General features: G+C 70.7%; 22 protein-coding genes. 5 read left to right on the forward strand and 17 right to left on the reverse strand.

Features of this window, described 5'->3' with window-relative positions:
* Window positions 1-41: 41 nt before the first annotated feature.
* A complete protein-coding gene (rpmA, locus tag F9B98_RS10460) occupies window positions 42-302 on the reverse strand; it encodes a 50S ribosomal protein L27 (protein ID WP_055836932.1) in 261 nt (86 codons plus the stop codon).
* 18 nt (window positions 303-320) lie between these two features.
* Complete coding sequence (gene rplU / locus F9B98_RS10465) at window positions 321-629, reverse strand: 50S ribosomal protein L21 (RefSeq protein ID WP_055836929.1); 309 nt, start codon at window positions 627-629, stop codon at window positions 321-323.
* Window positions 630-843: 214 nt separating this feature from the next.
* Here rplU and F9B98_RS10470 point away from each other — a divergent pair, with 214 nt between their 5' ends.
* The gene (locus tag F9B98_RS10470; RefSeq protein WP_150956975.1) at window positions 844-1,119 is read left to right on the forward strand and encodes a DUF4031 domain-containing protein; all 276 of its coding nucleotides are present in this window, start codon (window positions 844-846) and stop codon (window positions 1,117-1,119) included.
* Window positions 1,120-1,267: 148 nt separating this feature from the next.
* Here F9B98_RS10470 and F9B98_RS10475 read toward each other — a convergent pair whose 3' ends face one another.
* Window positions 1,268-3,898 carry an Rne/Rng family ribonuclease gene (locus F9B98_RS10475; protein WP_150956978.1) on the reverse strand — a complete coding sequence of 877 codons (2,631 nt, stop codon included), beginning with the start codon at window positions 3,896-3,898 and terminating at the stop codon, window positions 1,268-1,270.
* A 329-nt stretch (window positions 3,899-4,227) separates the two neighbouring features.
* Here F9B98_RS10475 and F9B98_RS10480 point away from each other — a divergent pair, with 329 nt between their 5' ends.
* The gene (locus F9B98_RS10480) at window positions 4,228-4,824 is read left to right on the forward strand and encodes a vitamin K epoxide reductase family protein (RefSeq protein WP_150956981.1); all 597 of its coding nucleotides are present in this window, start codon (window positions 4,228-4,230) and stop codon (window positions 4,822-4,824) included.
* A gap of 636 nt (window positions 4,825-5,460) precedes the next feature.
* On the opposite strand, the gene ndk is transcribed toward F9B98_RS10480, so the two are convergent.
* The 9 genes from ndk to F9B98_RS10525 all read right to left on the reverse strand — a co-directional run bounded on the left by ndk (window position 5,461) and on the right by F9B98_RS10525 (window position 17,615).
* Window positions 5,461-5,877: a nucleoside-diphosphate kinase gene (gene ndk, locus F9B98_RS10485; RefSeq protein WP_144785245.1), complete on the reverse strand. Its 417-nt coding sequence runs from the start codon at window positions 5,875-5,877 to the stop codon at window positions 5,461-5,463.
* Window positions 5,878-5,880: 3 nt separating this feature from the next.
* Window positions 5,881-6,303: a DUF4233 domain-containing protein gene (locus F9B98_RS10490; protein WP_150956984.1), complete on the reverse strand. Its 423-nt coding sequence runs from the start codon at window positions 6,301-6,303 to the stop codon at window positions 5,881-5,883.
* Window positions 6,291-7,643: a bifunctional folylpolyglutamate synthase/dihydrofolate synthase gene (locus F9B98_RS10495; RefSeq protein WP_150956987.1), complete on the reverse strand. Its 1,353-nt coding sequence runs from the start codon at window positions 7,641-7,643 to the stop codon at window positions 6,291-6,293. The genes F9B98_RS10490 and F9B98_RS10495 overlap by 13 nt, the downstream gene beginning before the upstream one ends.
* Window positions 7,640-11,086 (reverse strand): isoleucine--tRNA ligase, encoded by a 3,447-nt coding sequence (ileS, locus tag F9B98_RS10500; protein ID WP_150956990.1) that lies wholly within the window; start codon window positions 11,084-11,086, stop codon window positions 7,640-7,642. The genes F9B98_RS10495 and ileS overlap by 4 nt, the downstream gene beginning before the upstream one ends.
* A 295-nt stretch (window positions 11,087-11,381) precedes the next feature.
* Window positions 11,382-12,929: an ATP-binding cassette domain-containing protein gene (locus F9B98_RS10505; RefSeq protein ID WP_150956993.1), complete on the reverse strand. Its 1,548-nt coding sequence runs from the start codon at window positions 12,927-12,929 to the stop codon at window positions 11,382-11,384.
* Window positions 12,926-13,768, reverse strand: coding sequence for an ABC transporter permease (locus tag F9B98_RS10510; RefSeq protein ID WP_150956996.1), 843 nt, complete (start codon window positions 13,766-13,768; stop codon window positions 12,926-12,928). The genes F9B98_RS10505 and F9B98_RS10510 overlap by 4 nt, the downstream gene beginning before the upstream one ends.
* Window positions 13,765-14,742, reverse strand: coding sequence for an ABC transporter permease (locus F9B98_RS10515; RefSeq protein ID WP_150956999.1), 978 nt, complete (start codon window positions 14,740-14,742; stop codon window positions 13,765-13,767). The genes F9B98_RS10510 and F9B98_RS10515 overlap by 4 nt, the downstream gene beginning before the upstream one ends.
* A 28-nt stretch (window positions 14,743-14,770) precedes the next feature.
* Window positions 14,771-16,384, reverse strand: a complete 1,614-nt coding sequence (locus F9B98_RS10520; RefSeq protein WP_150957002.1) for an ABC transporter substrate-binding protein — start codon at window positions 16,382-16,384, stop codon at window positions 14,771-14,773.
* 391 nt (window positions 16,385-16,775) lie between these two features.
* Window positions 16,776-17,615 carry an endonuclease domain-containing protein gene (locus F9B98_RS10525; RefSeq protein ID WP_150957004.1) on the reverse strand — a complete coding sequence of 280 codons (840 nt, stop codon included), beginning with the start codon at window positions 17,613-17,615 and terminating at the stop codon, window positions 16,776-16,778.
* Window positions 17,616-17,996: 381 nt separating this feature from the next.
* Between F9B98_RS10525 and valS the strand changes: the two genes are divergently transcribed.
* Window positions 17,997-20,564, forward strand: a complete 2,568-nt coding sequence (valS, locus tag F9B98_RS10530) for a valine--tRNA ligase (RefSeq protein WP_150957007.1) — start codon at window positions 17,997-17,999, stop codon at window positions 20,562-20,564.
* On the forward strand, window positions 20,564-20,812 hold the full coding sequence (locus tag F9B98_RS10535; protein WP_056231099.1) for a hypothetical protein: 249 nt from the start codon (window positions 20,564-20,566) through the stop codon (window positions 20,810-20,812). Before valS ends, F9B98_RS10535 begins: the two co-directional genes overlap by 1 nt.
* 169 nt (window positions 20,813-20,981) lie before the next feature.
* Here F9B98_RS10535 and F9B98_RS10540 read toward each other — a convergent pair whose 3' ends face one another.
* Window positions 20,982-21,194 (reverse strand): hypothetical protein, encoded by a 213-nt coding sequence (locus F9B98_RS10540; protein ID WP_150957010.1) that lies wholly within the window; start codon window positions 21,192-21,194, stop codon window positions 20,982-20,984.
* Window positions 21,191-21,787, reverse strand: coding sequence for a helix-turn-helix domain-containing protein (locus tag F9B98_RS10545; protein ID WP_150957013.1), 597 nt, complete (start codon window positions 21,785-21,787; stop codon window positions 21,191-21,193). The genes F9B98_RS10540 and F9B98_RS10545 overlap by 4 nt, the downstream gene beginning before the upstream one ends.
* Before the next feature lie 80 nt (window positions 21,788-21,867).
* Here F9B98_RS10545 and F9B98_RS10550 point away from each other — a divergent pair, with 80 nt between their 5' ends.
* On the forward strand, window positions 21,868-23,919 hold the full coding sequence (locus F9B98_RS10550) for a M3 family metallopeptidase (protein WP_150957016.1): 2,052 nt from the start codon (window positions 21,868-21,870) through the stop codon (window positions 23,917-23,919).
* Window positions 23,920-23,964: 45 nt separating this feature from the next.
* Here F9B98_RS10550 and F9B98_RS10555 read toward each other — a convergent pair whose 3' ends face one another.
* The 3 genes from F9B98_RS10555 to clpX form a co-directional block, all read right to left on the reverse strand.
* Window positions 23,965-24,474 (reverse strand): GNAT family N-acetyltransferase, encoded by a 510-nt coding sequence (locus F9B98_RS10555; RefSeq protein ID WP_150957019.1) that lies wholly within the window; start codon window positions 24,472-24,474, stop codon window positions 23,965-23,967.
* Window positions 24,475-24,589: 115 nt separating this feature from the next.
* Window positions 24,590-25,123, reverse strand: coding sequence for a hypothetical protein (locus tag F9B98_RS10560; protein ID WP_150957022.1), 534 nt, complete (start codon window positions 25,121-25,123; stop codon window positions 24,590-24,592).
* A 41-nt stretch (window positions 25,124-25,164) separates the two neighbouring features.
* Entirely contained in the window at window positions 25,165-26,433 is a 1,269-nt protein-coding gene (clpX, locus tag F9B98_RS10565; protein WP_150957025.1) for an ATP-dependent Clp protease ATP-binding subunit ClpX, read from the reverse strand.
* Window positions 26,434-26,675 lie beyond the last annotated feature (242 nt).

Consider the following 26,675-nt stretch of genomic DNA (forward strand, 5'->3'; position numbering starts at 1 on the left):
GGTGGGCAGCGCCCACCCCCTCGTGCGCCGAAGCGCGGGAATTACTCCGCTGCTGCGGTGACGATGTTGACGACCTTCCGGCCGCCCTTCGCGCCGAACTGGACCGCACCGGGTGCCAGGGCGAACAGCGTGTCGTCGCCGCCACGGCCGACGTTGGCGCCGGGGTGGAAGTGCGTGCCGCGCTGGCGGACGATGATCTCGCCGGCGAGGACGACCTGGCCGCCGAAGCGCTTCACGCCGAGGCGCTGTGCGTTGGAATCACGACCGTTACGGGTGGAGCTTGCGCCCTTTTTGTGTGCCATCTCTGCGTCTCCTGGCTCTTACTTGATGCCGGTGATCTTGACGCGCGTGAGGTCCTGACGGTGGCCCTGGCGCTTCTTGTAGCCGGTCTTGTTCTTGAACTTCTGGATCACGATCTTCGGACCGCGCTCCTCGCCGAGCACCTCGGCCGTGACCGAGACCTTCGCGAGCTTGTCGGCGTCGGTCGTGACCGCGTCGCCGTCGACGAACAGGACGGCGGGCAGCTGGATGCTCTCGCCGATCTTCGCCTTCTGGCGGTCGAGCACGACGACCGTGCCGACCTGGACCTTCTCCTGGCGGCCGCCGGCGCGCACAACTGCGTAAACCACTTCACACCTGTTTTCGTTCGGGAGCGCGGAGCTCCGGTTGTCTGATGACGTCGGGAGGGTCTGACGACCCAAGTCTCGGTGCGATCCGGCGGGCTGAACCCGCGGGGTCCTGCTCCTGTCAGGAGTGGACGCGACGCACCAAGGGTCAAGTTTAGCTCACGTCACGGCATCCGGCAAAAGCATCCGACCCGCGTGTCGACCGTAGGATTTCCGAATGGCGATCCTGATCGACGACCCGCAGTGGCCCGCGCACGGACGGCTGTGGGCTCACCTGGTCAGCGACAGCGACCTCGCCGAGCTGCATGCCTTCGCCGCCGCGGCCGGTATCCCGCGTCGCGCCTTCGACCTCGACCACTACGACGTGCCCGACGAGCGGCACGCCGACCTCGTCCGCGCGGGGGCCGAGCACTTGGGCGGCAAAGAGCTGGTGCGGCGCCTGCGCGCCTCGGGCCTGCGGATCACGGCGCGGGAGCGGCGTACGCGCGGCTGAGGCCCCACCCCGTCGGTAGCGGACCGTGCGCGGGTCCCGGGGCTCCCGGCATCCACCCCGCCCGCTCCCACGCGTGAGGGGCCACGTCCTGTCGCCTGGCGCGATGCGCGGCGACGAGAACTGGCCCCTCACGCGTAAGGGAACCGGCTCAGGACTCCGTGGTCGGCTGGGCGTTGACCGGGGTGCCCGTCAGCGCCGCGGTGGTCACGCGGCGGCGCGAGCGCCCCTGACCCGGCGCCTTGGGCTCGGGGAGGGCCTCGAGGACCGACTCGAGCAGGGCGTTCTTCTCGGTACGCGGTGCCTTGGGCTCGCGCTTCTTGCGCGGACGCTTCTCGCGGGCGGGGGCCGGCGCCTCGGCGGCCGACTCGCTCTTGGCCTCGAGCACGGCTTCGACGGATGCCACGACCGCAGCCTCCACGACGGCGGGGTCGTCGATGGTGGGCTTGACGGTCGAGGCCGCGATCTGCGCGAGGGCCGACTTCACACCCTCGGTGATGACGTGGGTGCCGCCGGCCGGGGCCGCCGCTCCCCCACCGTTGCCGCCGCCGTTGCCCTGACCGGCGTTGCCGCCGCCGTTTGCGCCGCCCGACTGCGCGTTGCTGTTCGAGCCGTTGTTGCCCCCGCGACCGCGACGGTTCGACGAACCGTTGCCGCTTCCGTTGCCGTTCGACGAACCCGCGGGACGGTGCTTGACGACGGGGTCGTGGTGCACGATCACGCCGCGGCCGGCGCACACCTCGCACGCCTCGCTGAAGGTCTCGAGCAGGCCCAGGCCCAGCTTCTTGCGGGTCATCTGCACGAGGCCGAGCGAGGTGACCTCGGCCACCTGGTGCTTCGTGCGGTCGCGGCTCAGGCACTCGATGAGGCGGCGCAGCACGAGGTCGCGGTTGGACTCGAGCACCATGTCGATGAAGTCGACGACGATGATGCCGCCGATGTCGCGCAGGCGCAGCTGGCGCACGATCTCTTCGGCCGCCTCGAGGTTGTTCTTGGTGACGGTCTCTTCGAGGTTGCCGCCCGAGCCGACGAACTTGCCGGTGTTGACGTCGACGACGGTCATGGCCTCGGTGCGGTCGATGACCAGCGAGCCACCCGAGGGCAGCCATACCTTGCGGTCGAGCGCCTTCTCGATCTGCTCGGTCACGCGGAACGCGTCGAACGGGTCCTGCTCGCCCTGGTACTTCTCGACGCGCTCGAGCAGGTCGGGGGCAACGCCCTGCAGGTACGACGAGATCGTCTGCAGCGCCTCGTCGCCCTGGATGAGCATGCGCGTGAAGTCCTCGTTGAAGACGTCGCGCACGATCTTGACCAGGAGGTCGGGCTCGGAGTGCAGCAGGGCCGGGGCCTGGATGGTCTTGACCTGGCTCGAGACGTGCTCCCACTGCGAGGTGAGGCGCTGGACGTCGAGGGTCAGCTGCTCTTCGGTGGCGCCCTCGGCGGCCGTGCGCACGATCACGCCGGACGACTCGGGGAGCACCTCCTTGAGGATCTTCTTCAGGCGAGCACGCTCGGTGTCGGGCAGCTTGCGCGAGATGCCGTTCATCGTGCCATTGGGCACGTAGACGAGGTAGCGGCCGGGCAGCGAGATCTGGCTCGTCAGGCGCGCGCCCTTGTGGCCCACGGGGTCCTTGGTGACCTGCACGAGCACGCGGTCGCCCGACTTGAGGGCGAGCTCGATGCGGCGCGGCTGGTTGTTGGTCTCGACGCCGTCCCAGTCGACCTCGCCGGAGTACAGCACGGCGTTTCGCCCGCGGCCGATGTCGACGAAGGCGGCCTCCATGCTCGGCAGCACGTTCTGCACGCGACCGAGGTAGACGTTGCCGATCAGCGAGGCGTCCTGGTTGCGCGCGACGTAGTGCTCGACGAGCACGTTGTCTTCGAGCACGGCGATCTGGATGCGCCCTGCCTTGGAACGCACGACCATCACGCGATCGACGGCCTCGCGGCGCGCGAGGAATTCGGCCTCGGTGACCACGGGGCGGCGACGCCCGGCCTCGCGGCCGTCACGACGACGCTGCTTCTTGGCCTCGAGACGCGTCGACCCCTTGATGCGCTGCGGCTCGGTGATGACCTCGACCGCGCGCTGGCGCACGGGAGGGGCGGCCGGGGCCTCGGGGGCCTCGTCGCGGGTGTCGTTCGCGCCGCCGCGGCGGCGGTTGCGGCGACGGGCGTTCGCCGAGAGGCGGTCGGAACCCTCGTCGTCACGCTCGTCGACGTCGTCGCGGATGATGACGGGCGGCAGCTCGGGCGCGTAGAAGTGCAGGGCCGTCGACACCGCCGACACGAAGTTCTCCGGAAGCAGACCCAGCGACACGGCCGTCGGGCGGGCGGGCTTCTCGGGCTCGGCGGGGGTCTCGGGCTGGGCGGGGGTCTCCGACCCTTCCGCCGGGTTCCTGGTCTTCTCGCTCGCGTCGTCCGTGGCGTCGACGGAAACGGTTCCGGATGCCGGGGCCTCGGCGTCACCGGCGGACTCTTCGACCTGCGCGGCGGGGCTCGCCTCGTCTGCGTTCGTCGCGTCCGCAGCAGGCTGCTCTGTTGCGGGCTGCTCTACCGCAGGCTCCTCGCCGGCGGGCTCGTCCGACGCGGACTCGTCCGACGCGGGGATGTCCTCCACATCGAGCACCGCGGGCGCCTCGGTGTCGTCGGCGGCCGCGTCCTCGGCATCCTGAACCGCTGCCTCTTCTTCGTCGACCGCGGGGGCCGTCTCGGAAGGAGCTGCGGTCTCGGGCGAGATCGGCGCCTCGTCGGTGGGGTTCTGTTCGTCTGTCACATCGGCCATGTCGGGGTACTCCCTGGCGGACGACACCGCGCGTCGTCCGACGAAATCTCATGCGGCGCCGCACCCGGCGGGGCCGCGAACTCACTCGGTCTGCAGCCGGCCTGCGGCTCGGGCTGCGAAGGGCGGTCATCGCCCGAAGTCTTCAGGGTGATGTTCCTGCGGCGCGGCCGCGGTCACATCAGCCTTCATTATCGCACGAAGTGCCCGGAACACCCACGAGGCATCTCCGAACCGGCCCGTCGGCCCGATGAACGGGCGCCTCTCCGGCGGCGCCTCGTCGTCGAGACGTTCAAAGCCGCCGCATAGCGGGTCGATGGAAGAATCTCCGCATGAGCGAAACCGTCACCCCCCGTCGTCCGGTCGTCGTTGCGATCTGGCTGATCTTCGCGGGGGTCGTGGGATGGTGGGCGGCGTTCTCGCTCACCATGGAACGCTTCCACCAGCTCGAGAACCCCGGGGCCGCGGCATCCTGTGACTTCAGCGTGCTGGTCCAGTGCTCGACGAATCTGCAGTCGGCGCAGGGCAGCGTGTTCGGCTTCCCCAACCCGATCATCGGCCTCGCGGCCTGGATCGCCCCCATCGTCGTCGGCGCGGCGCTGCTCGCCGGTGCGCGGTTCGCCCGGTGGTTCTGGACCCTGTTCTGGCTCGGTTTCGTCTTCGCCCTGGGCTTCGTCATCTGGCTCATCGGGCAGAGCCTGTTCGTGCTCGCGACCCTGTGCCCGTGGTGCATGGTGACGTGGTCGGTCGTGATCCCCTCGTTCTTCGTCGTGACGCTGCACGTGCTGCGCGAGGGGGTCATCCCGCGCCCGCGCGTGCAGGAGGTCGCCGACCGCCTGATGGCGTGGGTGCCGCTCATGACCATCGTGGCGTTCGCCGTCGTCGCCGTGCTGGCGCAGGTGCGCCTCGACGTGCTGTCGCAGTTCTGAGCCGAGCGGGGTCTGCCGGGGTGCGGCCGGCGGCTGCGTCGCCTCAGCGATTCGCACATGTTCAGCTGGAATGGCCCGGATGTCACTGAGTCTGTGCGGATCACTGAGCGTGTGTCAGCGCGGGGTCGGCGGTTGCGTATCCTCACTGATTTGCGCAACCTCAGCTGGAATGCCCCGGATGCCGCTGAACGAGTGCGGATCGCTGAGCGGTGGCGGCGCACGGGGTCGGCGCGGGACGGGCGGCTGCGCAAGCTCGGCGATTCGTACAACCTCAGGTGGGGTGCCCCGGATGCCACTGAGCGTGCGCGGATTGCTGAGCGTGCGGCGGCGCGCGGGGTCGGCGCGCGAGCGGCGGCGGCGCACCCTCAGGGATTCGCGCAGCCTCAGCCGGATTGCCCCGGATGCCACTGAGATCGTGCGAATCGCTGAGCGTGCGGCGGCGCGCGGGGTCGGCGCGCGAGCGGCGGCGGCGCACCCTCAGCGATTCGCGCAGCCTCAGCCGGGAAGCCACGGAAGCGACTGAGGATGTGCGGATCACCGAGCTGGCGAACGGCCCCCGGCCCGCCCGCGCGAACCCCGCCCCGAACAACGAAGGCCGCCACCCTCGCGGGGCGGCGGCCTTCGTGGCATCCGGGATCAGGAGAACCAGATCGCGAGCTCGCGCTCGGCGGATTCGACGCTGTCGGACCCGTGGACGAGGTTCTGCTGCACCTTGAGGCCCCAGTCGCGGCCGAAGTCGCCGCGGATCGTGCCGGGGGCGGCGGTGGTGGGGTCGGTCGTGCCCGCGAGCGAGCGGAAGCCCTCGATGACGCGGTTGCCGGCGAGGCGGATCGCGACGGAGGGGCCCGACATCATGAACTCGAGCAGCGGCTCGTAGAACGGCTTCCCCTCGTGCTCGGCGTAGTGCTGGGCGAGGGTCTCGCGGTCGGGCTCGACGAGGCGGATGTCGACGAGGGCGTAGCCCTTCGCCTCGATACGGGCGAGGATCGCGCCGGTCAGGCCGCGGGCGACGCCGTCGGGCTTCACCAGGACGAGGGTCTCTTCGGTGGCCATGGGTCATTCTCCGTTCGAGAGGTCGGGGGATGCGGCGCGTCGGGCGTTCTGCCGATCGAGCGCCGCTCCCTTGATGGTCGCATACGCCCACATGCCGCCGAAAATGACGGCGACCACGGCGAGAGCCGGAACCAGGAAACCGGCGAGCAGCAGCACAACCTGCAGGCCCCACCCGGCGAAGAGCGCCCAGCGGTGTCGGAGCAGACCCGACACAGCGACCATCGCGATCGCCATCACGACACCGCCGACGATCCCCCACCACGGCTCGATGCCCGCGGGCAGCACCTTGAGGCCGTAAACGACGAGCCCGCCGAGGAAGACGATGATCGACTCGAAGCCGAGCACGACGGCGCCGAGGGACTCCTGGGCCCCGCGCTGACGGCGGGGGCGAGGGGCGCGCGGCTCGCGCGGGCTCACTCCTGCCACCCCGACTTCCAGTCCTCGAGCTCGGACAGGCGCAGGGCTTCACCGGCGAGCACGACGGATCCGGCGATCACCACGGCGCGGCGGTCGGACTCCGCGGCCCACGCGCGCGCCGCGTCGGCGGCGTCTTCGAGGGTCGGGTGCACCGTCACCGGCAGATCGGCGGCCTCGGCCACATCGGCGATCGCGTCGGGGTCGGTCGCGCGGTCGCTGTCGGGGGCGGTGGCGAACACGCGGGCGACGGCCGGAACGAGCGCCGACATGATGCCCGCGGCATCCTTCCCCTCGAGGATGCCGACCACGGCCCCCCACTCGTCGATGTCGAACGACTCGTCGAGGGCGGCGACCAGCGCGCGGGCGCCGTGCGGATTGTGCGCGGCGTCGACGAACACGGTGGGGGCGGTGCCGATGAGCTGCAGGCGCCCGGGCGAGGTGGCGTTGCCGAGGCCGTCGGCCACGACGTCAGCGGCGAGGGGCTGCGTGCCTCCGCCGACCAGCGATTCGACCGCGGCGACGGCGAGGGCCGCGTTCGCGCCCTGGTGCGCGCCGTAGAGCGGCAGGTAGAGCTCGCGGTACGTGCCGGCGACCCCGCGGATGTCGAGCTGCTGCCCGCCGACCGCGAGCGTCTGACCCTCGAGCGCGAACCCGTCTCCGGCCACGGCGACCGTCGCCCCCTCCTTCTCGGCGCGGGCACGGATGACGCGCAGCGCCTCCGCGGGCTGCGCGGCCGAGACGACCGCCGCGCCGGGCTTGATGATCCCGGCCTTGACGGTGGCGATCTCGGTGATCGTCGAGCCGAGACGGTCGGTGTGGTCGATGTCGATGGGGGCGAAGACCGCGACGTCGCCGTCGGCGGTATTCGTGGAGTCCCACTCCCCGCCCATGCCGACCTCGAGCACGAGGACGTCGATGGGCGCGTCGGCGCACGCGACGAAGGCGAGCACCGTGAGCAGCTCGAAGAACGTCAGCGGAGCGTCTCCGGCGGCTTCGAGCTCGGCGTCGACCATGCCGACGAAGGGCTGGATCTCGTCCCACGCGTCGGCGATCGCGGCGTCGGCCACGGGTTCTCCGTCGATGAGGATCCGCTCGGTGAAGCGCTCGAGGTGGGGGCTGGTGAACAGGCCCGTCCGAAGCCCCATCGCGCGCAGCAGGCTCTCGATCATGCGGCTGGTCGAGGTCTTGCCGTTCGTGCCAGTCACGTGGATGACGCGGTACGTGCGCTGAGGGTCGTCGAGCAGCTCGAGCACGCGGCGCGTGCGCTCGACGCGCGGCTGCACCCACTGCTCGCCCTGTCGCTCCAGTAGCGCCGCGTACACGGCATCCGCTCTGCTGCGATCACTCATGCGGGTGCTCCGATCCGCGCGACGGCCACCGTGACGGCGCCGACGTTCGCGTAAATCTTGGCCGTGAGGACGTTCTCGAACTCGGGCTCGCCCACGTTCCCGCGCTCGATGAGTCGCTCGGTGCGGCTGGCCAGCACGACGCCTTCGGCGAGGGTCTCGGATGCCACGCCCGCAACGTCGAACGCCTGAGCCACGGCCGCGGCATCGCCGGCGTCGTCGAACGTGAGGGTCAGGGAGATCCTGTCGCTCACGTCGAAGCCGGCGGCCTTACGGGTGTCCTGGATGCCGCGGATCATGTCGCGCGCCAGGCCCTCGGCCTCGAGCTCAGGCGTGGTGACGGTGTCGAGCAGCACGAAGCCGCCGCCCGCGAGCACGGCCAGCGCCTCGCCCTCGGGGCGACCCGCGGTCTCGACGACGAGGTCGTACTCGGCGGGCTCGAGGGCGATGCCGCCCGCGACGACCTGCCCGTCGACCTCGCTCCAGTCACCCTCGCGGGCGGCCTTGATCGCCTGCTGCACCTGCTTGCCGAGGCGGGGGCCGGCGGCACGGGCGTTGACCGACAGGCGGTGCGTGATGCCGTACTCCGCGGCGGTTCCGTCCTGCAAGGCGACCTGCTCGACGGTCTTGACGTTGAGCTCCTCGCGCAGGATGTCGTCGAACTGCGCCAGGCCCGTGGCATCCGGAGTCACCACCGTCAGCCGCGGAAGCGGCAGGCGCACGCGCTTGCCCTCGCGCTTGCGCAGCGCGTTGGCGACGCTCGAGACCTCGCGCACGGTGTCCATCGCGGTGCGGATGTCCGCCGCCGCCGGGAAAGCCGAGGCGTCGGGCCAGTCGGTCAGGTGGACGCTGCGCCCACCCGTCAGGCCCTGCCACACGCGCTCGGAGACGAGCGGGATGAGCGGGGCAGCGACACGCGTCAGCGTCTCGAGCACGGTGTAGAGCGTGTCGAACGCCTCTCGGCTCGTCGGGTCGTCGGTCACGCCCACCCAGAAGCGGTCGCGCGAGCGGCGGATGTACCAGTTGGTCAGCACCTCGGCGAAGTCGCGCAGGCGCTCGGCCGCGGTCGTGGAGTCGAGGCCCTCGAGGTCGGCGGCCACGTCGCGGACGAGGTCGCCGGTGAGGGCGAGGATGTACCGGTCGAGCACGTCGGTGGAGTCGGTGCGCCACTCGGCGGTGTAGCCGTCGGGGCCCGAGGCGTTGGCGTAGGTCGCGAAGAAGTACCACGCGTTCCACAGCGGCAGCAGGAACTCGCGCACGCCCGAGCGGATGCCCTCCTCGGTCACCACGAGGTTGCCGCCGCGCAGCACGCTCGACGACATGAGGAACCACCGCATGGCATCCGACCCGTCGCGGTCGAACACCTCGCGCACGTCGGGGTAGTTGCGCAGCGACTTCGACATCTTCTGCCCGTCGTTGCCGAGCACGATGCCGTGGCACGACACCCCGGTGTAGGCCGGGCGGTCGAACAGCGCGGTCGAGAGCACGTGCATGACGTAGAACCAGCCGCGGGTCTGCCCGATGTACTCGACGATGAAGTCGGCGGGGGCGTGCTCGTCGAACCACTCGTGGTTCTCGAACGGGTAGTGCACCTGTGCGAACGGCATCGAGCCCGAGTCGAACCACACGTCGAGCACGTCTTCGATGCGGCGCATCGTCGACTGCCCCGTCGGGTCGTCGGGGTTCGGGCGCGTGAGGTCGTCGATGTAGGGGCGGTGCAGGTCGACCTCGCCGTCGGCGTTCACCGGCAGTCGGCCGAAGTCGGCCTCCATGTCGGCGAGCGAGCCGTAGACGTCGACGCGCGGGTAGTCGGGGTTGTCGCTCTTCCACACCGGGATCGGCGAGCCCCAGTAGCGGTTGCGGCTGATCGACCAGTCGCGCGCGCCCTCGAGCCACTTGCCGAACTGGCCCTCCTTGACGTTCTCGGGCACCCAGGTGATCTGCTGATTGTTCGCCAGCAGGTCGTCCTTGATGTCGGTCACGCGCACGAACCAGCTCGACACGGCCTTATAGATCAGGGGGTTCCGGCAGCGCCAGCAGTGCGGGTACGAGTGCTCGTACGAGGCCTCGCGCAGCAGGCGTCCGCCCTGCTTCAGCAGACGGATCAGCGGACGGTTCGCGTCGAGCCACAACTCGCCCGCCACGTCGGTGACGGCGGAGAGGAACCGGCCACCGTCGTCGAGCGAGATGATCGTGGGCAGACCCGCGGCATCCGCGAGGCGCTTGTCGTCCTCACCGTAGGCCGGGGCCTGGTGCACGATGCCCGTGCCGTCGCTGACGGTGACGTAATCGTCGACGAGGATCTTCCAGGCGTTCTCGGTGCCCCACACCGAGGCGTCGGCGTAGTAGTCGAAGAGGCGGTCGTACGACACGCCCTCGAGCTCGGAGCCCAGGACCGTGGTCTGCACGGCCGCGCGGGCGGCATCCGGGCTCTCGTACCCGAGGTCCTTGGCGTAGCCGGGCAACAGGTCTTCGGCCAGCAGATAGCGGTGGGCGACGGCCTCGAACGCCTCGTCGGGCGTGCCGTCGGGAGCGCGGTGCACGTCGGCTGCGCCGTTCGGCCCGCCCTCGATGACGGCATAACGGATTCCGGGACCCACGGCCAGCGCGAGGTTCGTCGGAAGCGTCCACGGCGTCGTCGTCCACGCCAGTGCGCGCACGCCCGTGAGCCCCAGCGCCTCGGCCTTCGCCCCGACCAGCGGGAATGTCACAGTGACGGAGGGATCCTGACGCATCTTGTAGACGTCGTCGTCCATGCGCAGCTCGTGTGTCGACAGGGGCGTCTCGTCGCGCCAGCAGTACGGCAGCACGCGGTAGCCCTCGTAGGCGAGGCCCTTGTCGTGGAGCGTCTTGAACGCCCACAGCACGCTCTCCATGTAGGTGGTGTCGAGCGTCTTGTAGCCGCGCTCGAAGTCGACCCAGCGGGCCTGGCGCGTGACGTAGTCCTGCCAGTCGCGCGTGTACTCGAGCACCGACTCGCGGGCCTTGGCGTTGAAGGTCGCCACGCCCATCGCCTCGATCTCGTCCTTCTCGGTGATCCCGAGCTGTTTCATCGCCTCGAGCTCGGCCGGAAGACCGTGGGTGTCCCACCCGAAGACGCGGTCGACCTTCTTGCCGCGCATCGTCTGGAAGCGCGGGAAGACGTCCTTGGCGTACCCGGTGAGCAGGTGGCCGTAGTGCGGCAGGCCGTTGGCGAAGGGCGGGCCGTCGTAGAAGACCCACTCCTCGGCGCCCTCGCGGTTCGCGATCGAAGCGCGGAAGGTGTCGTCCTGCGCCCAGAAGGCGAGGGTGTCGTTCTCGATCGCCGGGAAGCGGGGGCTCGGGACGACGGATGCCGCGGCGGCGGCGCCCTGCGCGGACGCGAGGGTCGCGGCATCCGGGGTCGGCGTGTCCGGGGTCGACGCGTCGGCTGCCGGGCCGAAGGATGAGGGGCGTGGGTAGGTCATGTCTCTCCGCAGGTTGGGATCCACCTGCGGGGACGATCCGTGCGGACCGCGGTACCACCCCGCGTTGCGCCGCCCCCGTTCGGGACCGGTGCCTCTCTCACTGCGGCTGTGACGGGCCTGCCCCGCGCGGTTCTACTGCGGGCCTGGACCCGTTTCTTCCGCGAGCTCCCCGGTGATGGCCGGATCGATGCTGATCGCTCCAGTCTACGCGAGCCGGGCGGCGTGCGCTGCGGCGCAGGCGCGTCCGTGGCACTCGAGGGAGAGGGGAACGGACGCGCCAGACACGACCCCGGCATCACGCGCCAGGCGTGCCCAGGCCGGCGGACGCCAGCAGCTCGCGCGTGAAGGCGTGGCCGGGAGCGGCGAACACGCACGACACGGCGCCCGAGTCCACGACGCGTCCGTCCTTCATGACGATCACGTCGTCGGCGATCGCGGCCACGACATCGAGGTCGTGGGTGACGAAGATCATCGCAAGGTCGCGCTCGCGTTGCAGGGCGAGGAGTCGGTCGAGGATCTTCGCGCGCACCGAGGCGTCGAGCGCCGAGACGGGTTCGTCGAGCACGAGCAGATCCGGTGACACGGCCAGGGCGCGGGCGATCGCGACGCGCTGACGCTGCCCGCCCGAGAGCTGTGCGGGGCGGCGGCGCACGAACGCCGGCGACAGCCCCACCTCCTCGAGCAGAGCGACCACGGCGCGCCGTCGGCCGGACCGCGGCACTCCCCCCGCGGCGACCGCCTCGCCGAGCGTGCGACCCACGCTCCAGCGCGGATCGAGCGCACCCCACGGGTTCTGCTGCACGAGCTGAACGCGTCGTCGGTCCGTGCCGCGGGCGACGGCGGGCGTCCAGGGGCGGTCGTCGAAGCGCAGCTCCCCCGCATCGGGCGCGGTCACCCCGACCGCGAGCCGCGCCAGCGTCGTCTTCCCCGACCCCGACTCCCCCACGACCGCGAGCGTGCGTCCGCGTCGGACCTCGAACGAGACGTCGTCGACGGCGACACGCTCACCGAATCTCTTGGTCACGCCCCGCGCGGTGAACAGCGGCGCGTCGGTGCGCGGGGCCCGGCCCAGGGGCTCGTGCGAGACGGCGGCGACCAGCTCTCTCGTGACGGGATCGCGGGGGGATGCCAGTACCTCGGCGGTGACGCCGGTCTCGACGACCCGTCCCTCGTGCATCACGACGACCCAGTCGGCCACCCGCGCGACGGCTCCGAGGTCGTGGCTGATGAACACCACGGCCACGCCCTCGTCGGCGATGCGGCGGAGGAGCTCGAGCACGCGCGCCTGCACCGTGGCATCCAGTGCTGTCGTCGGCTCGTCGGCCACTAGGACGGCGGGCTTCGCCGACAGGGCCGAGGCGATCAGGGCGCGCTGGCGCAGACCGCCGGAGAGTTCGTGCGGGTACTGGCGGGCGCGTTCGTCGGGGTCGGGCATCGAGACGCGCTCGAGGCTCTCGTGGACGCGGTCGGCGAGGGTTCGTCCTCGCACCGCGGGCTCGTGGATGCGGACGGGCTCGGCCACCTCGGCGCCGACCCGGCGCAGGGGGTCGAGCGAGACGAGTGCGTCCTGCGAGACGAGGGCGATGCGCCGCCCGCGCAAGGCCCGCCATTGCCGCTCGGTCAGCGACTGCGCTGGAGTGCCGTCGATCTCGAGCGCCTCGGCCGACCACGACAGTCCCGCGGGAACGAGTCCGAGCAGGGCGCGCGCGCTCAGCGACTTGCCCGCGCCCGATTCGCCGACGATCGCGACGCACTCCCCCGGGGGGACATCGAGGTCGAGGCCGCGGACGATCGCTCCCTCGCGACCGTCGACGCGCAGGCCCCGCAGGTGGACGCCCCTCACGCGTCCCGCTCCTCGGAGCGCGCCCGCAGGATGCGGCCGATGACGCTGACGCTCACCACGGTCGCGGTGATCGCCAGGCCCGGGAAGACGGCGACCCACGGCGCCTGCACGAGGAGGTTGCGTCCCGCGGAGAGCATGAGCCCCCACTCCGGCGTCGGCTCGGTGGGCCCGAGACCCAGGAAGCTCAGGCCCGCCGCCGCGAGGATGCTCGTGCCGATACCGATCGTGGCCAGCACGCTCACCGCGCCCAGCACGCCCGGCAGCACGTGCCGTAGGTGCACCACCACGGCGGGGACGCCGATGATGCGCGCGGCCTCGACGTGCTCGGCCGCCGCGAGAGAGCGGGTCTGCGCGCGAGCGAGCCGGATGTACACGGGAACCGCGGCGATCGTCACGGCCACGGCGATGTTCGTGGCCCCCGGCCCGAGGACCGCGACCACGAGCAGCGCCACCAGGAACTCGGGGAAGGCCAGCAGCACGTCGACGACCCGCATCGCGGCGGCATCCACTGCGAGCGGGGCGACGGCTGCGAGCGAACCCGCGATCACACCGAGCACCAGGGCGAGGCCGGTCGCCAGCAGACCCGTGCCCACCGATCGGCCGGCGCCGAAGACGACGCGAGAGTACACGTCGCGCCCGCTCTGATCGGTGCCGAACCAGTGCGCGACGCTGGGCGGCTGGAGGGCCGCGCGGACCTCGGTCACCAGCGGGTCGTGCGTGGCGAGCAGCCCCGGTGCGACGGCGGCGAGGGCGACGACGGCGAGGACGAGGCCCGCGACCGACAGGGCGATCACGCGGCCGCGGCGGGTGCGGCGTCGCGGCGGAGCGACGGCGGTCACGCGGGAACCCCCGCGCGCACGCGCAGGGCCGCGGTGCCGGATCGCAGCCGCGGGTCGAGCAGGGGCACGACGAGGTCGACGACGGTGTTGACCACGACGAAGACGAGGGCGCTCAGCACGATGACCCCGGTGATGACGGGCAGGTCGCGGTCGGTGATCGCCGCGAGCGTGACGCGTCCGATCCCGGGCCGCGCGAACACGGTCTCCACCAGCACGGCACCGCCCAGCAGCGAGCCGACGAGGTAGGCGGCGAGGGTCACGCCCCCGACTCCGGCGTGCCGCAGCGTGTGGTGCAGGGTCTCGCGCCGAGGCGCGGCGCCGCGGGCGCGGACGGTGAGCAGGAACGGCTCGCGCTCGGCGGCCTCGATCCCATCCCGCAGCACCTGGGACAGCAGAGCGGCGACCGGCAAGGCCAGGGTCACGGCGGGCAGCACGAGCGACGCGGCATCCCGCCCGCCCGATACCGGGAACCACCCGAGCTGGAACGAGAAGACGCTCAGCAGCACGAGTCCCGTCCAGAACACCGGCGACGACAGCACGACGAGTTCGATTCCGGATGCCACGGCCCGCCCGGTCCGTCCGCGCACGAGAAGGGCCGTCGCGAGCGCCAGGAGCACGGCGATCACGAGCGCCAGGGCCGACAGCTGCAAAGTGGGTCCGAGCTGGCGACCGATCACCTCGGCCACGGGGAGGCGCAGTTGGTACGACTCCCCCAGATCACCGCGGACGAGCCGCCCGAGGAATGCGGCGTACTGCTCGATCACCGGCCGGTCGAGACCGAGGTCGCTGCGGATTCCCGCCTTCACGGCCTCGCTCACCTGAGCCTGCGGGCCGAGCATGACCTCGACCGGGTCGCCCGGGATGATCCGGAACGCCACGAACGCGAGCGTCGCGGCGCCCCAGAGCACGAGGACGACGGATGCCACGATCCCCCCGAGGCGCCGGAGAAGGGCGCGGGAGCGAGAACGTGGCATCCGACCAGTGTGTCCGAAACGCGCGGACTCAGCCGACCGACGCGGTCGCGAACAGCGGACGACCGTAGAGGTCGAACGTCAGCCCCGAGACCTTCGGGGTCACGGCGCTGATGAGCGCCGGGCTGTACAGCGGCACGATCGCGGACTGCTGGGCGTTCCACTGCTGGACCTGGGCGTAGATCGCGTTGCGGGCGGCGGGGTCGGTCGTCGACGCAGCCTGCTCGAGGAGCGCGTCCATCGACGGGTCGCTCACCTGCGAGGCGTTCTGGAACCCGTCGGTCGCCAGGTGGCTGCGCAGCAGATCGGCGTCGACACCCGAGAAGCCCCAGTCGGTGACGTCGTAGGTCTTGGGTCCGTACTGCTCGTTGTAGGCGCCCGGCTCGAGCACCTCGCGCTGGAGGTCGAAGCCGACGGCCTTGAGGTCGCTCTGCACCGCGTTCGCGAGCGCCGCGCGGTCGTCGGGCACCGGGGTCCACGCGATCCAGCGGGCCGTGAGGCGCTGACCGTTCTTGGTCCGGATGCCATCGGCATCCCGACCCGTCCAGCCCGCCTCGTTGAGAAGGGCGTTGGCGGCCGCCTGGTCGAAAGGCCACGTCTTCTCGAGGCTCGCGTCGTAGCCGGGGGTGGTGGCGCCGAGGATGCTCCAGGCGCGCGGGTACTGGCCGTAGAAGATCTCCTGCACGGCGGTGTCGACGTCGATGGCCTTCGAGAACGCCTGGCGCACCTTCTGGTCGGCGAAGACGCCGTACTTCTCGTTGAGGAACAGCGAGTAGGGCAGGCCCGGGTAGGCGATCGACTTGACCTCGTCGTCGGCGGGGACCTGCGCGACCAGGTTCGGCGGGAGGTTCGTGACGACGTCGGCCTGACCGCTCGACAGGGCGCCGACGCGCACAGACGCCTCGGGGAGGATGTCGACGCGCAGCGTCTTGAAGCTCGGCTTGCCGCCGCCGTCGGGGCCCCAGGTGTAGTCGTCGTTGCGGGTGTACACGATGTCCTGGTCGGGCGTGTACTCGGTGAGCTCGAACGGGCCGGTGCCCACGGTGACGTCGGGTCCACCCGCCTTGAGCTGGTCGGCCTTGGTCTCGAGCACCTGCGGCGAGTAGAAGCCCAGCAGCGCGGTGCTGGCCGCCTGCAGGAACGGGGCGTAGGGCTGCGTGAAGCGCACGCGCACGGTGTGCTCGTCGACCACGTCGGTACCGGCGTACAGGTCGCCGCCGAGCATGCTCGCGGCTTGGGCCGACGCGGTCTCGGGATCGGCGATGCGATCGAAGTTGGCCTTGACCGCCGCGGCGTCGAACGCGGTGCCGTCGTGGAAGGTCACGTCGGAGCGCAGGCGGAAGAGGTAGCTCGCGCCGCCGTCCTCGACGTCCCACGACTCGGCGAGCCACGGCGAGAACGTGCCGTCGGTCTCCTGGTAGACGAGCGAGTCGAGCACGGCGCGCTGCACCATGGCCGAGACGTCGAGCTGGCTGGTCTGCGGATCCATGTGCCCGGCGGAGAGGTTCGCGCCCTCGATCGCCCAGACGATCTCGCCGTCGCCCTCGGCGGCGGGGTCCGACCCGGCGCAGGCGGAGAGCGAAAGGGCGGCGACCGCGGCCACGGCGACCGCCGAGAGCACGCGACGCGAAAGCGGAGAAGGCATGAAGAAACCTCGGAATCTCTGATGGGAAGGCTTTCAGCTTACCGGGGTTCCTGGACCGGGTGCGGAAACCCGGGGGTGCCCGCGCTCGCTGGCCGAGGCTCCGCGATTCGCGCAACCTCAGTCGGGATGCCGGGTTTCGGGCTGATCCTGTGCGGATCGCTGATTCTGCGCGGCCGGTGCGTGGCCCGCGCGGGCCCAAGCTCCGCGATTCGCGCACGCTCAATCGGCATCCGCCCCTTCGGGCTGACTCTGTGCGGATCGCTGTGTCTGCGCGGCAGGCGCGAGCCCCCTAGGGCGCATGCTCCACGATCCGCAGAACCTCAGTTGGCATCCGCCCCTTCGGGCTGATTTTGTGCGAATTGCTGCGTCTGCGCCAACGCCGCCGTCCGGCTCAGGCCCTGTGCAGCCCCTGCGCCACGGCGTGCATGATGCGCTCCTGCACCTCGGGCCAGTGGTGCATGACCTGGTCGTATCCGACGCGGATGACGTGATAGCCGAGCAGCATCAGCTCGGCGTCGTGCCGGATGTCCTCGGTGCGCTGCGCGCCGACGTGGTGTCCGCCGTCGACCTGCAGGACGAGCCGCTCGCCGATGAGGAAGTCGACGCGGTGGCCGGCGATCCAGATCTGCGTCCGGATCGGCAGGCCCAGCCACCGCAACCGGACGATGACGAGGGTCTCGAGGCCGGAGTCGGCCCACGGAGACACCTCGTGCACGAGACGTCGCGCGGCGCCATTCCACGGGAGTCGCCGCAGATGAGAGAGGTCCACGGCCTTCTTGTTCAGCGCGGACTCCCACAACGCCCGCGCCTTCTCGTACGGCTGACACGCGGCGACCGTCAGGAGCACATTCTCGATCTCGTCTTCGAGCAGGTCCGGATGCCGCGGAACGATCGGCCGATGCCAGTGCACGACAGCCGCTGGCTCGCGGACCCTCCCCCGGCCGGGGTAGGCGACGTGAGGTCTGTCCGGTCGTTCGGCAACCCACAGTCCCAGCCGTTCGGCGGCCGTGACGCAGGACAACACGACCCCCGTTCGAGCCGCGGCGACGAGGTGTGCGTCGGCGTCCGGCACGGCGATCCATCCCCGCACGACACGTACGACGAGGCCGCGGTCCAGTGCCTGGGTGATCCGGTGCCGGCTGTGCCCCTCGAGGACGAGGCGGGTGGGGCGCACGACGCCTCCGAGGGAGGCCACGCGGGTGGCGACGGCGCGGGCGGGGGTGTCATCCATGGGGACATGGTCGTAGGGGCGAGCGGTCCGTGACGGGCGGTCGTGAAAGCTGTGGACAGAATTCGGCCTGTGGAGGAGCCTCGACACCTCGATCGCGGTCGCGCTGCCTCAGCGATCCGCGCAGGTTCACACGGCATCCGCCCCTCCGGGCTGAAGATGTGCGAATCGCTGAGCCTGCGCCGCGGCCCGCCCCACCCCGCCGCACAACCTCAGAAATCCGCGCAAGCTCACACGGCATCCGCCCCTCGGGGCTGAGGATGCGCGAATCGCTGAGCCTGCGCGCCACGACGCGCGCTCGCGCGCGACCCCCGGTATCGTGGGATGCAGAACCCATCAGGCACGCTCACACGGTGCCGCCCATATCGCTCGAGGAGTCCCCCTATGGCCACCATTCCCGACAAGCCCGCCCTGGAAGGCCTCGAGCAGAAGTGGGACGCCGCGTGGCGCGAACGCGGCACGTACGTCTTCGACCGTCTGCGCGCCGCCGAGCTCGGCCGCCAGGGCGTGTACTCCGTTGACACGCCGCCGCCGACGGCATCCGGAAGCCTGCACATCGGTCACGTGTTCTCGTTCACGCACACCGATGTGAAGGTGCGCTTCGAGCGCATGCGCGGCAAGACCGTGTTCTACCCGATGGGCTGGGACGACAACGGCCTGCCCACCGAGCGCCGCGTGCAGAACTACTACGGCGTGCGCTGCGACCCGTCGCTCCCCTACGACGCCGACTTCACCCCGCCGTTCGCGGGTGGCGACAACAAGAGCAGCAAGGCCGCCGACCAGGTGCCCATCAGCCGCCGCAACTTCATCGAGCTGTGCGAGCAGCTGACCGTCGAAGACGAGAAGCAGTTCGAGGACCTGTTCCGCGAGCTGGGTCTGAGCGTGGACTGGACCCAGACCTACCGCACGATCTCCGACGACTCCATCCGCACGAGCCAGCTGGCGTTCCTGCGCAACATCGAGCGCGGCGAGGCGTACCAGGCGCTCGCCCCGACGCTGTGGGACGTGGACTTCCGTTCCGCAATCGCCCAGGCCGAGCTCGAAGACCGCGACCAGCCCGCCGCGTACCACCGCGTGGGCTTCGCCAAGACCGACGGCTCGGGCGACGTGTTCATCGAGACCACCCGCCCCGAGCTGCTGCCCGCCTGCGTGGCGCTGGTGGCCAACCCCGACGACGAGCGCTACCAGCCGCTGTTCGGCACGACGGTGCGCACCCCGCTGTTCGACGTCGAGGTGCCGGTGCTCGCGCACCCCCTCGCGCAGAAGGACAAGGGGTCGGGCATCGCCATGATCTGCACCTTCGGCGACGTGACCGACATCATCTGGTGGCGCGAGCTCGACCTGCCCAACCGCACGATCATCGGCAAGGACGGCCGCATCGTCGCCGAGGCCCCCGATGTGATCGTGACGGATGCCGCGAAGGCGGCGTACGGCGAGCTCTCTGGCAAGACCGTGTTCAGCGCCAAGAAGCGCATCGTCGAGCTCCTGCAGGAATCCGGTGCGATGGAGGGTGCTCCCAAGCCCTTCACCCACCCCGTGAAGTTCTTCGAGAAGGGCGACCGCCCGCTCGAGATCGTGTCGACGCGCCAGTGGTACATCCGCAACGGTGCGCGCGACGCCGAGCTGCGCGAGCGCCTCATCTCGCTCGGTCGCGAGATGTCGTGGCATCCCGACTTCATGCGCGTGCGCTTCGAGAACTGGACCAGCGGCCTGACCGGCGACTGGCTCGTGTCGCGTCAGCGCTTCTTCGGCGTGCCGATCCCGGTCTGGTACGGCCTCGACGAGAACGGCGAACGCGACTACGCGCGCGTACTGACGCCCGATCTCGCGTCGCTGCCGGTCGACCCGACCACCGACGTGCCCCCGGGCTACAGCGAAGACCAGCGCGGCGTCGCCGGCGGATTCGACGCCGAGCGCGACATCCTCGACACGTGGGCGACGTCGTCGCTCACCCCGCAGCTCGCCGGTGGCTGGCAGCGCGACGAGGAGCTGTGGAACCTCGTGTCGCCGTTCGACCTGCGCCCGCAGGGTCAGGACATCATCCGCACCTGGCTCTTCTCGACCATGCTGCGCAGCGCCCTCGAAGACGACCGGAGCCCGTGGACGGATGCCGCGATCTCGGGCTTCATCGTCGACCCCGACCGCAAGAAGATGTCGAAGTCGAAGGGCAACGTGGTTACGCCCGCCGACATCCTGAAGCAGCACGGCTCCGACGCCGTGCGGTACTGGTCGGCGTCGAGCCGCCTCGGCACCGACGCGGCGTTCGACCCGCAGAATCCGACGCAGGTGAAGATCGGCCGCCGCCTCGCGATCAAGCTCCTCAACGCCGCGAAGTTCGTGCTGTCGTTCCCCGTGCCCGAGGGCGCCGAGGTGACGCACGCGCTCGACGCGTCGATGCTCGCGACCCTGGATGCCGTCGTGCGCGACGCCACCGCCGCCTTCGAGGCGTACGACCATGCGCGGGCGCTCGAGATCACCGAGTCGTTCTTCTGGACGTTCTGCGACGACTACCTCGAGCTGGTGAAGGAGCGCGCGTACGACCAGACCGACGCGGGACAGGCCTCGGCCGCCCTCGCGCTGCGCACGGCCCTGTCGACGCTCGTGCGCCTGTTCGCGCCCGTGCTGTCGTTCGCGTCCGAAGAGGTGTGGTCGTGGTTCGAAGAGGGCTCGGTGCACACCGCGGCCTGGCCCGAGCCGCTGGGCGTGGAGGGCGACCCGGCCGTGCTCACGGCCGTGAGTGCCGCGCTCATCGGCATCCGTCGCGCCAAGACCGAGGCCAAGGCTTCGCAGAAGACGCCCGTGACCTCGCTCACCGTGTCGGGCCCGCACGTCGAGGCCCTGCGCCTCGCCGAGGGCGACCTGCGCGCCGTGGGCCGCATCGAGACGATCTCGTTCGCCGAGGCCGACACCACCACCGTCACCGACATCGTGTTCGCACCCCAGGAGGCCTGATGCAACTCGGAACCCGCTGGACCGCCCGCGAGCAGCCGCCCAAGGCTGTTCCCGAGGTGCTCCACGCCCAGATCGCCGCCGTCGAAGCCGCGCTGAACCCCGACGGGCTCAGCGCACCCGCGCCGAAGTGGACGCTGACCTTCCTCGAAGGACGCCCCGTCGCCGAGCTCGACACCGGCGTCATCGTGAGCCAGGATGCCGCGGGCGAGGTCGTCGTGCGCTACGACGACGACGCCGAGTTCGCCTGAGCCGGCTTCCGCTCGAGATCGAAGAGCCCGTCGATGCTTACGCGCGTCGGCGGGCTCTCCGCATTGCGGCTGCTGATCCCCGGAGCGGGGGACGGAATCACGCCCCGCGACCCCCTCCGCAAGATGCGTCTCTCCCCGTCATCGGGGTGCCCGCCGCTGAGCGCGCGTCCTACCGAGGCAGGAGGTAGCGCGCCACATCGTCGGACATCGCCCGGGACGCCGCCAGCCCGGCGCGGCGAGCAGGCTCCGCCTCCAGGCGGGCGGCGCGTCGGCGCATACGCCGCTCGGCCACCGTCGACATGGCGCGAGCCCCCGCGAGCAGCGCGTTCTCGATGAGAGTGGGACGGGCGGCGACGGCGATGGTCTGCGTGACGGCACTCATGCGGAGCCCCTTTCGGTCGGTAGCGGGAAGATGTCGGCGCGCATGGTGATGGGGCGAACGCCCTCTCCGGACTGGTCGCGGTAGCGGGCCACGGTCTCGTCGATCACCGCCTGGATCCGCTGCACCAGCTCGCGGGTCTGGGTCGCGGTGAGACGGGCACTCGCCGTCGCGATGAGGGCGGCGTCTCGCCACTCCTCCGTCTCGTTCCACCCGTGGGTCGCGAACTGCATGAGCTGTTGGTGGCGGAGCGTGAGCGTCTCGGAGTGGACCGCCTCGAGCACGGCGCGGCCCGACGGGGTGTTCTCCATCTCGGGGTTCGACAGCGTCACCGCGCCGGCCGGGCGCTCCCACCAGCGTTCGCGGGCAGTGCCGCGGTCGGCGACCTCGCGGATGAGGTCGTGCTGCGCGAGGGCGCGCAGGTGGTAGCTCGTCGATCCGGTCGACTCCCCCGTGAGCTCGGCGAGGCTGCTGGCCGTCTGCGGGCCGTACTGGCTGAGGATGTCGTACAGCCGCACCCGGAGCGGGTGCGCCAGCGCGCGAAGGGCCCCTGCGTCGAGGACGCGTTCCGTCCGGGGGGTTGACTGCTCGTTCATATCCCCAAAGATACCTTTGCAAAGATTTCTTTGCAAGCAAATCTCTGCATGATCAAGATGACTGCGCCTAGGCTGGAGCGATGACGGATGCCGTGAACAATCCCCTCCTCGCGCCGCCCTCGCTCCCCTACGACCTGCCGCCCTACGGCAGCATCGACGTCGAGCACTACCTCCCCGCGTTCCGCTCCGGTTTCGCCGCGCAGCGGGCGGAGGTCGACGCGATCACCGCGCAGAGCGCCGCGCCGACGTTCGAGAACACGCTGATTCCCCTCGAACGCAGCGGCGAACTGCTCGACCGTGTCGCACGCACTTTCTACACCGTGGCATCCGCCGACGGCACCCTCGCGATCCAGGCCGTCGAAGAGGAGCTCGCTCCCCTCATGTCGGCGCACCGCGACGCGATCCAGCTCGACACCGAGCTGTTCGCGCGAATCGCCGCCGTGCACGCGCAGCTCGACGACCTCGACCTCGACGCCGAGAGCCGCTACCTCGTCGAGCGGTACCACCGCGAGATGTCGCTGGCCGGCGCCGGCCTCGAGGACGCGCAGAAGCAGAAGCTCACCGAGCTCAACCAGCGCCTCTCGGTGCTGACGACCACGTTCGAGAAGAACCTGCTCGCCGACACCAACGACCTCGCGGTGGTGTTCGACACGGCGGACGAGCTGGACGGACTCAGCGACGGCGAGCTCTCCGCCGCCGCGCAGGCAGCTACGAGCCGCGGCCTCGACGGACGCTACGTCGTCACCCTCACGCTGTACACCGGCCACCCCCTGCTCGCTTCGCTGACGAACCGCGAGAGCCGCCGCCGTCTGCTCGAGGCCTCGCGCTCGCGCGCGACGCGCGGCAACGACAACGACAACCGCGACGTCCTCCGCGAGATCGTGCGCCTGCGCGCCGAGCGCGCCGCCCTCCTCGGCTACCCCTCGCACGCGGCCGCGGTGCTCGCGGATCAGACGGCCGGATCTCCGGATGCCGCGTGCGACCTCCTCCGCCGACTCGCCGTCCCCGCCGCAGCCAACGCGCGCTCCGAGCAGGAGGCGCTGCAGAAGATCGCCGACGCCGACGGCATCCGCATCGAGGCGCAGGACTGGGCGTTCTACACCGAGAAGGTGCGCGCGGAGCGCTACGACCTCGACCGCGCGGCCCTGCGCCCTTGGTTCGAGGCAGAGCGCGTGCTGCGCGACGGCGTGTTCTTCGCGGCCGAGAACCTCTACGGCATCCGGATCTCCGAACGGCACGACCTGCAGGGCTATCACCCCGACGTGCGCGTCTTCGAGGTGCACAACGCCGACGGCAGCGAGCTCGGGCTGTTCCTGCTCGACCTGTACACGCGCGACAGCAAGCGCGGCGGCGCCTGGATGAACTCGATCGTCACGCAGTCGGACCTCCGCGGCACGGCGCCGGTCGTCGTCAACAACCTGAACGTCAACAAGCCCGCGCCCGGAACCCCGACGCTGCTGACACTGGATGAGGTCACCACCCTCTTCCACGAGTTCGGTCACGCCCTGCACGGACTCTTCGCCACCGTCACCTACCCGCACTTCGGCGGCACCGCGGTGTACCGCGACTTCGTCGAGTTCCCCAGCCAGGTGAACGAGATGTGGATCATGTGGCCCGAGATCCTCTCGAACTACGCCCGCCACATCGACACCGGGGAACCCCTCCCGGCCGACGTCGTCGAGCGCCTGCACGCGTCCGAGGCGTTCAACCAGGGCTTCGCCACGAGCGAGTACCTCGCGGCATCCTGGATCGATCAGGCGTGGCACGGCCTCTCGGTCGACGAGGCCTCGGCCCACATCGACGTCGCCGCCTTCGAAGCGGCCGCCCTCGCCGACATCGGGCTCGACAACCCCGCCGTTCCGACCCGCTACGCCTCGACGTACTTCGCCCACGTGTTCTCGGGCGGCTACAGCGCCGGGTACTACTCCTACATCTGGAGCGAGGTGCTCGACGCCGACACCGTGGAGTGGTTCCGCGAGAACGGCGGCCTCACGCGCGAGAACGGTGACCGGTTCCGCCAGCGGCTGCTGGGCGTCGGTGGGTCCGGCGATCCTCTGGCCGCGTACCGGGATTTCCGGGGCCGGGATGCCGAGATCCAGCCGCTTCTCGAACGCCGCGGTCTCGCCGGCTGAGGCGTCGACGGGCCCGGGTGCGTGGTGCGCTCGGGCCCTGAGCCGTCAGAGCGAGTACTTGAATCCGACGTGCGAGGCGACGAAGCCCAGCCGCGTGTAGAACCGGTGGGCGTCGACGCGCGCGGCGTCGGAGGTCAGCTGGACGAGCGTCGCCCCCGTCGCGCGTGCCGCCACGTGCACGACCCACTGCATCAGGGCGGTGCCGATTCCGCCCGACCGCTCGCTCGACGACACCCGCACGGCCTCGACGAGCAGGCGGGTGGCCCCGCGGCGGGCCATGCCCGGGATGACGGTGAGCTGCAGGGTGCCCACGAGGCGGCCCTGCGCGTCGTCGACGACGAGGAGGTCGTTCAGGGGGGCATCCAGCACGCTCCGGAGGGCGGCAGCGTATGCGCCCTCGTCGGCCCCGTCGGACCGGTCGCCCCGGGCGGCGCTGATCGGGTCATCCGACAGCAGAGCCATCAGCCCCGGCAGGTCGTCGGGAACGGCGCGCCGCAGCTGCACCTCCCCGGCTCGGCTCGACAGGGCGACGGGGAGGGAGAGAGCGGACAGCATCCCTCCATCCTGCCCGCTCGGGTCGGTCGCCGCGGGCTGCTTCCGCTCGCGGAGCGTGCCTGGGCACCTCCCGCGCGGGCGGCTCTCGCGGCGCTGGCGGGCAGGTGATCCCGGGTCAGCGCCAGCCCAGCTCGTCCCGCACGAACGCCTGGGAGGTGGGAGCACCGTCGTTCGGAATCCCCCACAGCGCCTCGCGCGCGACCAGCCGCCCCGCGGGCGCGTACTGCGCCTCGACGCGGTCGAGGGCCGCCGCGAGGAGGGGTGCGGCGTCGTTCGAGATGGCCCAGCCGACCAGCGTCGGATGCGAGAACACGACGAGCTCCGCGCCGTCGTCGTGCGCACGGGCGCTGGCGACGACGACGGTCGGTGTGGCTCGCCGGCGGAGTCCGGGCACGAAAGCGAGCGGCGTGTGCTGCAACGCCGCGTCCACGATGCCCGACGACCACGTCGGCGCGGGCGCTCCGATGAACAGGTCCTGCGCGATCCACTCCGAGCCTCGCGCCGACAGGGTCCTCGACACGCGGTCATCGCCGACGTCGAACCGTTCGGCGCGCAACGCCTCGACGAGCGCCGAGAGCGCGGCATCCGGTCTCTCTCGTACGACCAGCCGCGCCCCGCGGGTCATCCCCCCGACGGAGAGGGGACTCACCCGCAGGTGCTCGCCGCGCCCGTGCAACGCGACGGGACGACTCAGGCGCTGCGACGCTTCTGCGCCAGCACGATCGTCGGCTGGGCGCGGTCCTCGACGGAGGCGCGGGTGATGACGACCTTGGCGATGTCGTCGGCCGACGGCACGTCGAACATGATCGGGCCGAGGACGTCTTCGAGGATCGCGCGCAGGCCGCGGGCACCGGTCTTGCGCGCCACCGCGAGGTCGGCGATCGCGCGCAGGGCGTCTTCGTCGAACTCGAGCTGCACGCCGTCGAGCTCGAACATCCGCTGGTACTGCTTGACGAGCGCGTTGCGCGGCGCCGTAAGGATCTCCATCAGCGCGTCCTGATCGAGGGGCGAGACGGATGCCACGACGGGCAGGCGACCGATGAACTCCGGGATCAGGCCGAACTTGTGCAGGTCTTCGGGGAGGGCCTCGCTGAAGAGGTCGGGCGCGTCTTCCTTGCGCTGCAGCGGGGCGCCGAAACCGACGCCGTGCTTGCCGACGCGAGACGAGATGATCTCTTCGAGACCCGCGAAGGCGCCGGCCACGATGAACAGGACGTTCGTCGTGTCGATCTGGATGAACTCCTGGTGCGGGTGCTTACGGCCGCCCTGCGGCGGAACCGAGGCGACCGTTCCCTCGAGGATCTTCAGCAGCGCCTGCTGCACGCCCTCGCCCGACACGTCGCGCGTGATCGACGGGTTCTCGGCCTTGCGGGCGATCTTGTCGACCTCGTCGATGTAGATGATGCCGGTCTCCGCGCGCTTGACGTCGAAGTCGGCGGCCTGCAGGAGCTTGAGAAGGATGTTCTCGACGTCTTCACCGACGTAACCGGCCTCGGTGAGAGCCGTGGCATCCGCCACCGCGAAGGGGACGTTGAGGCGCTTCGCGAGCGTCTGGGCCAGGTAGGTCTTGCCGCACCCGGTGGGGCCGAGGAGCAGGATGTTGCTCTTGGCGATGTCGATCTCTTCGGCGCGCGCCTCGGCCGGCTGCAGCGTGCCGTGCGAACGCACGCGCTTGTAGTGGTTGTAGACGGCGACGGCGAGGGCGCGCTTTGCGGACTCCTGACCGACGACGTATTCCTCGAGGAACGAGAAGATCTCGCGCGGCTTGGGAAGGTCGAACTCGGCGACCTCGCCGGCCGACGACTCGGCCATGCGCTCTTCGATGATTTCGTTGCACAGCTCGACGCATTCGTCGCAGATGTACACGCCGGGACCGGCGATCAGCTGCTGTACCTGCTTCTGGCTCTTGCCGCAGAAGGAGCACTTGAACAGGTCGGCGCTCTCACCGATGCGTGCCATGGCCGGATCCTCCCGTCACCCGGCCCCCGCCGGTGTGTTACCCGAGCCTAACCCGAGCCCGCGCGATCCGAGGGCATTTGCGCGCGCGGCCCGGTCATGATCGCCCATGGCGGACTACCGGCATCCGGGTTGTGTGGCGTGGCCGCTGGCTCGGCGCGCCGCGCACAACCTCCGCGATCCGCACAACCTCAGTCGCGAACTCCCCCCCTGCGGCCTGAGGTTGCGCGAATCGCTGACCCGGC

The organism is Microbacterium testaceum StLB037 (assembly GCF_008763945.1).
GTDB classification, from domain to species: Bacteria; Actinomycetota; Actinomycetes; order Actinomycetales; family Microbacteriaceae; genus Microbacterium; species Microbacterium testaceum_G.